Raw genomic sequence first — 13,492 nt, 5'->3', positions numbered from 1 at the left:
AAGAGAAAGGAAGTTATGATGAAATACAAACATTTATTTGAACCTATTTCTATTGGTAATGTAGAAATTAAAAACAGGGTTATGATGGCACCAATGGGGTCTAACTATGCAAGTCATGATGGTATGATTACTGAAACTTATATTGAGCACTATAGAAAAAAGGCTCAAGGTCAAGTGGGATTAATTATTACTGAAGATACGACTGTATCACCAAATGCCAACTACGTTTTTAACACTGTTGGTATGTATGATGATAAGTTTATAGAAGGATATAAAGAGCTTGTAGATGAAGTCCATAAGTTTGGTGCTAAAGTAGGACCACAATTGATTCACCCAAGTTTTAATGCAAGAGAAGCTATTTCTGGTAAACGACCTGTTGCAGCATCTCCAATCGCATCTAGAATCTATAAAGAAATTCCTGAAGAATTAAGTATTGAGCAAATAGAGAAGATTGTTGAAGACTTTGGTGATGCTGCTAGACGTGTCCAGCTTGCTGGTGGTGATTTGGTACAAATACATGCCGCACACAACCATCATCTACTGGGTAGTTTTATATCGGCACTCCATAATAAACGCACAGATAGATATGGTGGTTCGCTTGAGAACAGATTGCGTATTCTTGTAGAAGTATTAGAGAACATCAAAAGCAAATGTGGTCAGGATTTTCCAATCATTATCAGAATTTCTGGTGATGAAAATACTGAAGGTGGAAGAAGTGCTGCTGAAACACAGTATATTTTACCTGTTTTAGAAGCTGCAGGTGCATCAGCCTTTAATGTTTCCTTTGGTACAAGCAATGCCTTTTGGGATGGTATTCCACCTATGGGTGCACCACTTGCATGTAATGCAGACTTAGCAGCAGAAATGAAAAAAGCTGTAGCTGTACCGATTATAACAGTGGGGAGAGTGACAACACCTCTTGTTGCTGAAGGTGTACTGAGAATGAAGAAAGCAGATATGGTTGCCATTGGTCGTGGACTCTTAGCTGATCAAGATTTTGTTAAGAAGGCCAAAGAAGGTAGGATAGATCAAATCAGAACTTGTGCAGGATGTAGCCAGTGTATCGTCTGTGTTGCCTTTGATCAGCCTATTAAATGTATGCAAAATGCTGATATAGGTAGAGAATCTTATATGGATAATACACCGGCCTCAGATCAAAAGAAAGTCTTGGTAGTTGGTGGTGGTCCGGCAGGTCTTGAAGCTGCAAGGGTAGCAGCTGTGAAAGGACATGATGTCACACTTGTAGAAAAAGATTCGAAACTGGGTGGACAGGTACTTATTGCCAGCGTCCCACCAATGAAACAAGAGCTTACTGGCATTGTTAGATTTTTAGAAAAGGCTGTTATAAGTGCCGGTGTAAAGGTTGAACTGAATAAAGAGATGTCAGCTAAAGAGATTCAAGCATTTGGAGCAGATAAGGTTATACTGGCTACAGGAGGTGAACCTTTGATAATAAATTCTATTCCAGGTATTGATAATGAAAATGTATTAGATGCATGGGATATTTTAAAGGGAAAGATTGCACCGGGCCAAAAATCACTTGTAATAGGTGGTGGATTAGTAGGTTGTGAAACTGCAGATTTTATTGCTCATCCATATGGCGATATGTCCATAGGTGGCAATGAAGTAACCATTGTAGAGATGCGCGATCATATCTTAATGGATGATTATACACCACAGCGTCACAACTTGGTCATGAGTCTGAAAGATAAAGAAGTGGCACTCATGACTTCAACACGTGTAAAAGAGTTTTTATCAGATGGCATTTTAGTTGAAAAGAATGGTCAAACCATGGAGCTTAGAGGTTACGATAGTGTGGTACTTGCAATGGGAACGCGTCCAAATAATAAACTTGCAAGTGACTTACAAGATATTGGCTTAGATTATACACTTGTTGGTGATGCTGTAAAAGCTAGAAAAATTCTAGAGGCTATTGCAGAAGGCTCTGAAGCTGGACTGGCTATATAAGAGGTGGACTATGAGAGATGCGATAATATTTAATGAAGAACACGTTGAGAAGACCAACTTAATGGATGTAGAAACTGAAGCAGCGGGTTGGATGAAGATGATTCCTGCAGGTGGTGATTTAGGCTCTATGATGTTTGGTGTATCAGAAATTGCACCAGGCTATGCTGGACATAGATGGCATGATCATGTTTATGATGAAGGTAAAGATTTTGAAGTTAGATATCCAGATGAGTTTGAAGAAATATACTACATTTTAGAGGGCAATGGAGTGGTACAGTGGAAAGACGAAGCTGGCGTCATAAAGGAAAAAATCGTTACAGTCGGTGATACAATTGTTTTTCCAAGTGGTATCGGACAACACCAGCTTTACAATAACTCAGAAGATATGATCAAGCTTGTTTTTTCTGCAAATAAGTTACCTTATGTGACTATCAAGTAGTATAATGGGTATAAGATGTGTAGCGTCACTTGGTGGCGCTACATCTGTTATAAGGAGAATAGGATGACTGATAAAAGGAAAGAATTGATTTCATCAATTGTAAGTACAAAACAGTATAAGGCAATGGAGTTATCCAATAAAGACATAGATGATTTTATTGTGACAGACGATGTTCATTACGTTTTTTCTAAGACATTGTTTGATTTGGATTCAAAAATGTTTTCAGTTATGAGAAATGTTTATAATCTTGGAGTTGTTTCTCATAGACATGATTTCTACGAAATCCAGTATGTCTATTCTGGACTTGTCAAGCAACGTATCAATGGTCAGAAAGTAGAACTTAAAAAGGGGACCATGACACTTTTTAATAAACATGTTATGCATAATATTGAGTCCTGTACATCCAATGACAGGATGTATCATATCGCCTTAAATGAAACGGCTTTTACAGATACTTTCTTTAATTTGATAGTAGATAAGAGTCCAATCAAGGCGTATTTACAATCCGATGATCCATCAAGTGATTACTTGACCCTAGACTGTAGTCATCCATTTTTTGAACAATATTTTGAAGCGATTGAAAAAGAATATGTTTATAGACAAGAAGGTTATGAAAAAAACATACAAATGTATCTAGCTCTTATATTCAACAAGTATCAACAACTTGTCATAGAAGAAAACTCTCATGATGCATCGTCATTAAAACATAAGAGAATACGTGAAATCAAGCAGATTATGGACGATCAATATAAGGAGATTACCTTAGAAAGTTTATCAGAACAGCTTCATGTACATCCCAATTATTTGTCCAGATTTATTGCAGGAGAAATGCATTCGAGTTTTAAAAAACTTTTAATTGATATAAGACTAAAGAAAGCATCCTATATGCTATTGGCAACAGATTCAAGCATTGAAATGATATCGGATGAGGTAGGCTATAAGAATGTCAATTATTTTTACAAAGTCTTTAAGGAAGTCTATAAAATGACGCCGAGTGAATATAGAAAGAAGAACAGATAAATGCTGATTGTAGAACAATCGGTATTTTTTATTCAACTTTTTCTCTAAGAATGTTCAATAAAAAAGAATGCTTTTCCTGTAAAATTTCATTATCAAGGAGAGGAGACATATATGAAAGTAATAGCAATTAACGGTAGTCCAAGAAAAAAAGGTAACACATCATTATTAATCGGTGATATTTTTAATGAGTTAAATGAATCCGGTATAGAAACAAAAGAGGTTAATGTCGGTAGCAAGCACTTTAAAGGATGCCTTGCATGTGGTGGCTGCTGGCAAAATAAAGACAAGAAATGTGTAATAAAGAACGATGACTTAAATGACATTATTGATGATATGTTAGACGCTGATGCCATTATACTTGGTTCGCCAGTCTACTGTGCGGACGTTTCAGGACAAATGAAAACTTTTATAGACCGTGTATCTATGGTAGCTTGTGCCAATGATGATATGTTTAAAAGAAAGTTAGGTGCCAGTATAACGGCTGTAAGAAGAGCAGGTGCTCTATCAGCTTTCCATACACTCAACTCTTTTTTTACAATCCTTCAAATGCCAATCATCAGTTCATCTTATTGGAACATGGGTTATGGTTACAGTGAAGGAGAGGTCCTTAAGGATGAAGAAGGCCTTCAAACAATGAGAAATTTAGGTAAGAATCTAACTTATTTCTTGAAAGTTGTAGATATCGGTAGTCAGCATGTTGAAGAACCTAAAACTTCGACAGAAATATTAACCAATTTCATTAGGTAGTATCATGTTAGTCATACTTGTAGTCCTTACATGCATGAGTCTTCTATTGAGAAAGGTGTTTAATAAGTCTTTGATGACAAGTCGTTTTTTAAGAGATGCAGACTTATCCTTTGATGGTTTTATTAAGGCTATAGGACTTATGACAATAGGCGTGCTTTCTTTAAATCTGATTGCATATGCAAATACTTATCACCAAGAACCACTTGAAGTAAGGTTAGAACATCAGGTGGATGATCTTGATTCATCTATTTACCAAGATGGCATATATATTGGTAGTGCGCAGGGCTTTAATGGTATGGTGACGGTTCAAGTTATTGTTGAAAACAATGCAATGACAAGTATAGAAGTGCTTGAGCATTCAGATGACCCACCTTGGTTTGACAGGGCCCAAACGGTTATAGATGATATGATTGGTAGTCAAGGTACAGATGTAGATGTTGTATCTGGTGCGACCTATTCTTCAAATGGTATTATAAATGCCGTAATAGATGCACTAGATTAAGGTGGAGAATATGAAATTACAAAGAATAAGAAAAATTGTTCAGCTTGCCATGCTTGTTATGGTTATAATTGGTTTTAATATACACGCACCTATTTTACTGACAGCCCTGATAGGACTCACTTTTCTAGCGGGTGTATTCTACTGCGGCTGGGTATGTCCTTTTGGCTTTATACAAGATACAGCTTCGTTTGTAAGTAGACAACTCGGCTTTAAAAGCAGAAGACTTCCCAACAAGATTCATCAAGTGATGATCTATTTTAGATATATTTTTTATATCATGATAGTGTGTGGTGTGTCTTTAAGATTTTTAAGTTTTGAACCAAGAAGCGCTTTTTACTTATTGCTTCTAAGAAGAATTCCTATAGTTGGTGTTATGGTCTATTTAGTAGTCTTTACACTTCTAAGTATGTTTTATGACCGTTTTTTTTGCAGGTACTTATGCCCAGAAGGGGCCAAGTATGGTTTAATGAGTTTGTTTAGAGTTTTTACCATTAAAAGAGCATCCGCTTGCGTTTCATGTAAGAAGTGTGACAAAATATGTCCGATGCAAATTCAAGTCAGTTTAGTAGATACTTTAAAATCACCACAGTGCATCAACTGTTTTCAATGTATATCAGCTTGTCCTATAGAGGGATGTTTGAAAATAAAAAATAGATACGAAAGGAATTGTTATGATAAGAGTAGTCGCTAGAAATCATATTAAAAACGATAAGTTAAAAGAGGCTGTAAAATTGAGCATGTCTCTGGTTGAGACTTCCAGACAAGAAGAAGGCTGTCTTTCTTATGACCTGTGTCAAGACACCAATGATTCTCAAATATTAACTATGATAGAAGAATGGTTTTCAAAAGAAGCTTTAGAAAATCACTTAAGGTCAGATCATGTAAGAGATGTTTTTAAGAAGGTAGAGCCTTTATTAGAGAAGGAAACTGAGATACATGTGTATCATAAAGTCTATTAGATGACACATAATAAATACTATAAAAACTCAAAGAATAATAGCCTTTGAGTTTTTGCTTATACGTTGATGATTTTTTTCTAAGTGTTTATAATGTAAATATAGGAGGGGTTCTCATGAAAACTAATATACCTTTTTTAATGAAATCAGGAGAAAAATCAAACTGTGGTGATCCTTTGGATATCAGCTTATCTAGCCATCATTTGAACTGGGATGGCGTTTTAGTTGAAAAAGGGACTTCGCCATATTTTTATCCAAAAGATGTTGTGACACCTAATTTTTATTTTGCAATGGAACTTAAAGTGACCTACCATTGGTTACTTGAAACAAAAGACGGTACAGTACCTTCCATAACAGAACCAGGAGATATATGGATCAATCCTCCTAACACACCTTTTACACACAACATAGACGTGCCGTGCAATTTTTTGATCATCAATATAAGTGAAGAAAAGATGGTAAAAAGTTTTGACGGTATTTTACCAAAGGGTTTGGTTTTCTTGAATAACTACAACATTCAAGATACAACACTTCAAAACTTGATGACGATTCTCTTAAATGAGGTAGAAACAGGCGGTCATAACGGGACTTGGTTGGTTGATAAAATCATCAATGTTTTTTCAAATTATTTTATTCGTCACTTTTCAAATTATTATGATCTTCTAAATAAAAAACAAGAGGCTTCCATATTAGATGAAAATGATTTTAATAAAGTGAATAACTATATTCACAATCATTTATCAGAAGGTATTACCATTGATGATCTAGCAGATGAGCTTAACATCAGCAAGTTTCATTTTCTAAACGAGTTTAAGAAATTGACAGGCATAACACCCTACCAGCATTTACTAAAGGTACGGATTGACTTGGCTAAAAAAGCGCTTTCTAATTTAGATAAGTCAATAACCAGTATTGCCTATGATTTAGGCTTTAGTGACAACAGTCATTTCAGTAGAACCTTTAAAAAGGCGACCGGGGATTCTCCTAAAAATTATAGAGAAAAGAAGAGTAGATAACTTTGTCATCTACTTTTTTAGTAATTAAAATCTTCTAATGATGAATATTGAAGGTCTGCGAAATTTATTAAATTGTCTACCATAGTCATCTTATAAGAACCATAGAAACCACTTGAATTCTCACTTAATCTTATATGGTTGATGACCTCTACACCATCAGGAGAATAAGTTAATCTGCCAACTCGGTAAAGTAGAAACATGACTTCTCTATCGGCCCACTTTGTAATGGCTTCATTGCCTACAAAAGATCTAGATACATCAATAACCTCAGCATTTTCAGTAAAGGATTTAGAAAACATATGGAGATTGTCTTCTTCTACAGATCTTAGATAGTTGATATAGGCATCCGGTAGAAGGTCTGTTGATTCTAGAGTAAAATCACTAAAGTCATTTAAATCACTACTTGTTGCAGGCTCTATGTTTAGTTGACTGATCTGCTTATTTTCTACTTTGAAGGATAAAACAGTCATTTCTTCTTGGTTAAACCTGGCTAAAACCTGCACGTCTTCATCAGTAGCTTTAGCTCTATAGATGTCATAAGTTCCATTAAAAAGAGTGCCATTTGCATAGGCAGATAGACCATTGATACTATCAATCTCTTGATCTGTTAGAGACAATAAAAATCTAGGTGCAAACGTACCTGTATAGGCGTATATGTCTCTTGCAGCAATTGCTTGAAAATAGGTCCTAATGGTTTTATAATCTGAGATCTCTTCAGCAGATTCTATAAGTTGATCATCAGAAGTGGCTTCTTCTGAGTTGTTTTGGTTTGCATCGTCTTCTTCGGGACTTGCCGAAGATACTGTGTCAATTTCCTCAGTTGAGTTCACATCAGTTTCTCTAGCTTGTGTATCTGATAATGGATTAGATGTGTTTTCTGTTTGGCTATTACATGCAAGTAACAATAAGCATACCAAAGTCATGATAATAACAAGGATGTTTTTTTTCATTAGATTCTCCTTTACAAATAAGAGGAAGATAGACTCTTCCTCTTAAAACTACATAGTTAAGGGCTACTATGAGACTTATTTTAATATTTCGTTGAACCATTGAGTTGATTCAGCAACACTTAAAGAGACTTCTTTTTCTTGGTCGTAGAAAGAAAATTGGTGGTAAGGTGAAGGTAAAAGGTCTGTGCCCACCCAGATTAACTTCTTTTCGATTGTGTTGATTTCATTAAAGTAGATCTTAGTGTATTCAGGTAAAACAGCACCATCAGAGTGAATCATAAGTGTTGGTGTATCAAGATTCTTTGCAGATAATCTAGGATTGAATGTTAACCATTCTTCCCAAGTCATTAATGCGAAATAATCAGGCTGCCACTCTTCAATACCACCACGTTCAGGATTTAGGTAGTAATCATATGGACCGAACATAGCTGCTGTTTCATCAGTTGTAGAAATCTTCTTGATGTATTGTACTTCACCAGTTGTTTCAAATAATTCTTTAGCAGCTTGAGCTTGTGCAATTTTAGCATTAACACCTTCTTCACCACCGTAGAATAATTTTACAGCTTCTTCATCATGGATCCATGATGCTGCAGTTGCTACTGCTTGAATTCTATCATCCTCTGATGCTGCAACCAGTGTATAACCAGCACCGGCACATACGCCGAATGCACCGATAGATTCAACTGAGTCTAATGAAGTCAAGAAAGTAACAGCGCTTTTGACGTCTTCAATTTTTAAAGCAGGACTTTCAAAGTTTCTAATGTCACCTTGGCTTTCGCCAAAGTTTCTTGGATCATAAGCAAGTGCTATAAAACCTTCACGCGCAAATCTTTCAGCGTATAAACCCGCCATTTGCTCTTTAACAGTTGTCCATGAACCTGTTACTACTATAGCAGTATATGTTTGATTTTCATTGTAGTCTGCTGGATAGTATAAGTCACCAACAATCTCGTCACCATGAGAATCAAATCTAACAACTTCTGATCTAACTTGACCAGTAGAAGTCGATTGCATTTGATCTTCGTTTAACTTCAGTACTTGATCTACTTGGATTAGATTGACGTTTTCTAAATCATTTAATTTAGCAATTTCCTCAACTGTTGTATTATGGTCTTGTGCAATTCTCCAAAGAACATCGCCTTCTTTTACAGTGTAAGTATCTGCAAAAACAGATAAGAAAGTACTTAGTAGGATGATGCCTACTAATGTAATTGATATTATTTTTTTCATGTTTTCTCCTTTGTTAGACATTTTGTTTTTCAATGATCATTTGTCTTTAGTATAGATGTTTTGCTTTGGCTTTAATTGAAAATAATTAAGAGTTTCTTGTATATTGTTGTGAAATCAAATTAAATGTTGACAAAGGTTCAGAGTTGAACTATGATGTATATCAAAAGGTTGCGGCCTTTTTAAAAAGAAAATATAGTTCAAATTTGAATTAATGAGAACTTTGTTATAAATAAGAAAGAATCGACGAATATTTAAAAGGAGAGCGTTAAATGAAGACAGCATTAATTACAGGTTCTACAGATGGTTTAGGAAAAGGTGTGGCTATAGAACTTGCTAGAAAGAATTATCGTGTACTTTTACATGGTAGGGATCCAGAAAAAGGCATGGCCCTTGTAAATGACATAAAGATCCTTACTGGCAATAAGAATATGTGCTACTACAATGCTGATTTTTCAGATTTAAATGCAGTGAAGGAACTTGCTCGTGAGATTATTGAAAATGAGGCGTCACTGGATGTTCTAGTAAACAATGCAGGTCTTGGTATCGAAGATTCCAAACGTTTAAGTCATCAAGGCCATGAAATGCTATTTCAAGTTAATTATCTAGCTACTTATATGATGACTAGGATGTTAACAGGACTCTTATCGAACTCTTATGATGGAAGAATTGTAAATATTGCATCTGCTGGGCAAGAACCACTTGATTTTTCAGATGTCATGCTCGATAAGGCGTGGTCTGGCTATCAGGCATACTGTCAATCAAAGCTTTCTCAAATAGCAATGACCTTTGAGCTGGCGGATGAACTCTTTGTAAAGGGGATATCTATAAACGCTCTGCATCCTGCTTCTATGATGCCTACGAAAATAGTTAGCCATTCAATAGATACATTAGAAATGGGGATCAAGTCAGTTGTAAAGCTAGTGGATGATGAGGATTTAAAATCCGTTACTGGAAAGTATTTCTTTAAAACTGTTCAAGCTGAATCGCATGAATGGGCTTATGATAAGAAATCAAGAGTTAAACTTATCAATTTATCTTATGATTTAACTGGTTTGTAGGTTCAATAATGTTCAAAAAAGTATTAATTATCTTCTATAAATGTAAAGCCTGCTATGAGATGATATTTAAGATATAGAGAGGAGTCGTTATGACAAAGAAGATCATAGGGATTTGCATGAGCCCTAGAAAGAATAGTGAAACTGCCAAACTACTTACAGAAGCCTTAAGAGGTGCTGCCTTTGAGGGGGCAGAAGTAGAGCTAATAAAGATTGATGACAAAAAAATCAGCCCTTGTACCGCTTGTTCTTACTGCAGCAAATATTCTAGCTGTTATAAAGAAGATGATCTTAAACTAATTTTAGATAAGATGAACGAAGCTGATGGTATCATCATAGGATCGCCAGTCTATTTCTATGATGTCACTGCCCAGTGTAAAATGCTTATAGACAGGTCCATTTCCATACAGCCGATAAATGGCAATAAGGTTGGTGGTATCATTACTGTAGCAGGCTCTTTAGGTCATTCAGAAGCCATCAAAACCCTTAATATGTTCTATTCAGTTCAGGGGATTACCTCCGCTGGTTTTGTATCATCTTATGGTGAAGTTGATGATAAACCAAGAGCAAAAGCATCTGCATTTGAGCTTGGTATTAAGATGGTTAAGATGTCAAATGTGTTAAAAAATTCTGAAGCTTTTACCATGCATAATCATTATGCCTTTGGGACCCACACAAAGTGATAAAAGTCTATTGACAAAGTAAGAATAGAGGACTATACTCCTTTAAGGATATATAATTATTAAAGACCGAAAGGTCTTTGTCAATGATATAAAGGTTCAAAGTTGAACTGAAAAGGAGACATCTTATGGTTTTAGACAAGAAGTTATTAAATTTGGCATGGCCAATTTTCATAGAACTACTTTTACTGATGTTACTAGGGAACGTCGATCAGATTATGATATCAAGATATTCACAAAATGCTGTGGCAGCTGTGGGTAATGCCAATCAAATTATTGGTTTATTAACACTGTTTTTTTCTATTCTGTCGACAGCTTCAGTTATCTTGATCACTCAGTACAAGGGTGCAGGTAGAGAAGGTGAACTGAATAAAATCTATTCCTTGGCTGTGATTGTGAACCTGGTCATCAGTGGTATCATCAGCTTGATACTGTGGTTCTTTAATATAAAGATTCTAAATGCCTTATCTGTACCTGCTGAAGTTATTCCAGATGCAAGCAAGTATATGGTTTTAACAGGTAGCTTTATGTTTTTACAGGCCATGATGATTACTTTTTCGTCGTTTTTAAAGAGTAACCACTTAACCAAACAATCTATGAAAGTAAGTGTGATTACCAATATCACCAATATATTTGGTAATCTTATTCTTATAAATGGTATTGGATTTATTCCTGCTTTAGGTGTAACAGGGATTGCCATTTCAACAAGTGTCAGTAGGTGGATTGGTGTTGTTTTGATGATCATGATGTACAGAAAGCACATCGGTGATAAGATCAGTCTAAGTGTTTTAAATCCACTGCCTAAGGTCTTGATTAGAAATACCATTAAGGTAGGGCTTGCATCTGCAGGATTTTCTTTTTCATATAACCTGTCTCAAATTGTTATATTATCTGTGATCAACTTATTTGGGACGACTACCATCAATGCAAAAATTTATACATCGATCTTAGTAACTTTTACTTATCTATCAACGCTTGCAATTTCAAATGCATCACAGATTATTGTAGGTAATAAGGTGGGTGCAGGTGATTATGATGAAGCCGAGCAAAGAACTTGGGTGGCACTGAGATGGTCCATGTTAACATGTTTGATTATGTCATTAATAACCTATTCAATGTCTGATAATTTGTTTAGAATTTTTACAGCAGATCCAGAAATTATCCGTTTAGGGAAGACAATTCTATTGATTGATATTTTATTAGAACAGGGAAGAGCGGGAAATATTTGTCTCTTGCAGTCATTACAAGTAGCCAATGATAATAAATACCTTTTTAAGATCACAGTAATTTCTACTTGGGCCATTGCAGTCATAGGTGGTTATGTATTAGCAGTTGTATTTGATATGGGTTTAGTCGGCATCTGGATAGCTATGACTGCAGACGAAATCTTAAGGGCTGTACTGTCAGCTATTAGATGGAAAAACGGCAAGTGGAAAGAACATAGACTTGTAGAAAAAATGGAAGTCAAGGCAGCTTAATTTAAATATTCAAAAGTGTAGATGCTTAGCATTTATATTTTTTTTTGCAATAATCTTCATTTTTATCTTAATTATTTACATGAATCTCTTAAGCAAAACTGATAAATTGAATGTATCTAAAGAATGGAGGACGAAAATGGAAAAATCATCGGTAAATACGGCATGGTGGCAAAAGCCCTCTAAGGCGACCAATGTGAACGAACATAGAGTTGTCAGTGTTATTGAACTTTTTTGTGATCTTGTTTTTGTAGCCTATATAGGATCTATATCACATCATCTAGTTGGACAGATGACATTTAAAGGCATTACGACATTTATTATTTTATTTTCTATAGGCTGGATGATATGGTTAAACTCAGCCTTGTATCATGATTTGCATGGCAACAATGACTTTAGAACTAGGTTCAATACTTTTATTCAAATGATACTCATTGGCCTGATGACTGTATTTACTCATGATGTTTTGGGTCACTTTTATGTTTATTACGTTTCTGTATATGCAGGTATAACCATTTTCATAGGCTTTCTATGGCGAGAGACAGGGATAGCGGATCCCAGTCATTTGGTTTATTCTAAACCTTATTCGCGTGTATATTTCCTCTTAGGCATGCTTTTAATAGCGTCCATCTTCTTTCCTCATGATTATAGAAGTATTTACCTTGGTCTCTCAGTCATCTTTTTAGTCGCACCGATGATTTCTAATTATTTGCTGGCTGACAGCAAGACTAAAGTTGATTATGTAAAGAGAACAAAACTGTCAAATGCTTTTATAGAAAGGTCGAATCTTTACTTTATTATTGTACTGGGGGAAATTGTTATTGGTGCGTTAAACGGTGCATCACATGTAGGTATAAATTTTAACAGTGTTATCATGCTTATATTCAACTTTCTCATAGCCTTTGGCCTCTGGTTTAATCACTTTGAGTTTGTTGGTTATATTCAGCATAAAGAATCCATCAGCGGCTATTTTATGTGGTTATTTTCTTTCTACTTAGAAACCATAGCTGTTGCCTTTATAGGAGCTTTGGTTTATTTAAGCTATACATCCTTGTCTATAAACACATGGATTGTTCCGACCGTGATATTTTTTATAGCCATTATCATTCACTTTTCTTTTAATAAGAAAATCAATAATCCCAACATCCATTTAGATACCAAACATACAAAGCTTTTTATGGTCCTATCCATTCTTATATTAGGTGTTTCATATATGATACAAGTTTCTTCTCTACAAGTTGTATTCTACCTAGTAGCGCTCTATATACCAGTTATACTTGGGGTTGGTCTTTGGATAAGACACTCATAATGAGAAGGATACAGACTTTTTTGGTCTGTATTTTCTTGTTTATAAAAGGTATTTATACAGAAAACGTTCTATATATTAAACAATAGAAGAAAATATTGAACAAATTACGTCAATTGTATTGTCAAATTGCCTTAAATCGATTAAT

At 35.1% G+C, this 13,492-nt stretch carries 14 protein-coding genes; 12 read left to right on the top strand and 2 right to left on the bottom strand.

Annotated elements, in window-relative coordinates:
* The first annotated feature begins 18 nt into the window (after positions 1–18).
* The 8 genes from EZV73_RS16795 to EZV73_RS16760 all read left to right on the top strand — a co-directional run bounded on the left by EZV73_RS16795 (position 19) and on the right by EZV73_RS16760 (position 6,648).
* On the top strand, positions 19–1,968 hold the full coding sequence (locus EZV73_RS16795) for an NAD(P)/FAD-dependent oxidoreductase (RefSeq protein WP_240841565.1): 1,950 nt from the start codon (positions 19–21) through the stop codon (positions 1,966–1,968).
* Between the two features lie 10 nt (positions 1,969–1,978).
* Positions 1,979–2,407 (top strand): cupin domain-containing protein, encoded by a 429-nt coding sequence (locus EZV73_RS16790; RefSeq protein ID WP_240841564.1) that lies wholly within the window; start codon positions 1,979–1,981, stop codon positions 2,405–2,407.
* A 63-nt stretch (positions 2,408–2,470) separates the two neighbouring features.
* The gene (locus EZV73_RS16785) at positions 2,471–3,427 is read left to right on the top strand and encodes an AraC family transcriptional regulator (protein ID WP_240841563.1); all 957 of its coding nucleotides are present in this window, start codon (positions 2,471–2,473) and stop codon (positions 3,425–3,427) included.
* A 111-nt stretch (positions 3,428–3,538) separates the two neighbouring features.
* Complete coding sequence (locus EZV73_RS16780) at positions 3,539–4,174, top strand: flavodoxin family protein (protein WP_240841562.1); 636 nt, start codon at positions 3,539–3,541, stop codon at positions 4,172–4,174.
* 4 nt (positions 4,175–4,178) lie between these two features.
* Positions 4,179–4,676 (top strand): FMN-binding protein, encoded by a 498-nt coding sequence (locus tag EZV73_RS16775; protein WP_240841561.1) that lies wholly within the window; start codon positions 4,179–4,181, stop codon positions 4,674–4,676.
* A 10-nt stretch (positions 4,677–4,686) separates the two neighbouring features.
* Positions 4,687–5,367 carry a 4Fe-4S binding protein gene (locus EZV73_RS16770; RefSeq protein ID WP_240841560.1) on the top strand — a complete coding sequence of 227 codons (681 nt, stop codon included), beginning with the start codon at positions 4,687–4,689 and terminating at the stop codon, positions 5,365–5,367.
* Positions 5,348–5,635 carry a putative quinol monooxygenase gene (locus EZV73_RS16765; RefSeq protein ID WP_240841559.1) on the top strand — a complete coding sequence of 96 codons (288 nt, stop codon included), beginning with the start codon at positions 5,348–5,350 and terminating at the stop codon, positions 5,633–5,635. Before EZV73_RS16770 ends, EZV73_RS16765 begins: the two co-directional genes overlap by 20 nt.
* A 113-nt stretch (positions 5,636–5,748) precedes the next feature.
* Positions 5,749–6,648 (top strand): AraC family transcriptional regulator, encoded by a 900-nt coding sequence (locus EZV73_RS16760; protein WP_240841558.1) that lies wholly within the window; start codon positions 5,749–5,751, stop codon positions 6,646–6,648.
* 17 nt (positions 6,649–6,665) lie between these two features.
* Here the strand turns inward: EZV73_RS16760 and EZV73_RS16755 are convergent, their stop codons facing one another.
* Together EZV73_RS16755 and EZV73_RS16750 are read right to left on the bottom strand one after the other, a co-directional pair.
* On the bottom strand, positions 6,666–7,598 hold the full coding sequence (locus tag EZV73_RS16755) for a hypothetical protein (protein ID WP_240841557.1): 933 nt from the start codon (positions 7,596–7,598) through the stop codon (positions 6,666–6,668).
* Positions 7,599–7,673: 75 nt separating this feature from the next.
* Positions 7,674–8,828 (bottom strand): LysM peptidoglycan-binding domain-containing protein, encoded by a 1,155-nt coding sequence (locus EZV73_RS16750; RefSeq protein WP_240841556.1) that lies wholly within the window; start codon positions 8,826–8,828, stop codon positions 7,674–7,676.
* A 269-nt stretch (positions 8,829–9,097) separates the two neighbouring features.
* Between EZV73_RS16750 and EZV73_RS16745 the strand changes: the two genes are divergently transcribed.
* The 4 genes from EZV73_RS16745 to EZV73_RS16730 all read left to right on the top strand — a co-directional run bounded on the left by EZV73_RS16745 (position 9,098) and on the right by EZV73_RS16730 (position 13,347).
* On the top strand, positions 9,098–9,886 hold the full coding sequence (locus EZV73_RS16745) for an SDR family NAD(P)-dependent oxidoreductase (RefSeq protein WP_240841555.1): 789 nt from the start codon (positions 9,098–9,100) through the stop codon (positions 9,884–9,886).
* Positions 9,887–9,975: 89 nt separating this feature from the next.
* Positions 9,976–10,566, top strand: a complete 591-nt coding sequence (locus EZV73_RS16740; protein WP_240841554.1) for a flavodoxin family protein — start codon at positions 9,976–9,978, stop codon at positions 10,564–10,566.
* Between the two features lie 125 nt (positions 10,567–10,691).
* Complete coding sequence (locus EZV73_RS16735) at positions 10,692–12,041, top strand: MATE family efflux transporter (RefSeq protein WP_240841553.1); 1,350 nt, start codon at positions 10,692–10,694, stop codon at positions 12,039–12,041.
* Between the two features lie 136 nt (positions 12,042–12,177).
* Positions 12,178–13,347 carry a low temperature requirement protein A gene (locus EZV73_RS16730; protein WP_240841552.1) on the top strand — a complete coding sequence of 390 codons (1,170 nt, stop codon included), beginning with the start codon at positions 12,178–12,180 and terminating at the stop codon, positions 13,345–13,347.
* The last annotated feature ends 145 nt before the right edge of the window (positions 13,348–13,492 follow it).

Source organism: Acidaminobacter sp. JC074, from assembly GCF_022496765.1.
Taxonomy (GTDB): domain Bacteria; phylum Bacillota; class Clostridia; order Peptostreptococcales; family Acidaminobacteraceae; genus JABXKX01.
This window is presented reverse-complemented; position numbering and strand designations above follow the sequence as displayed.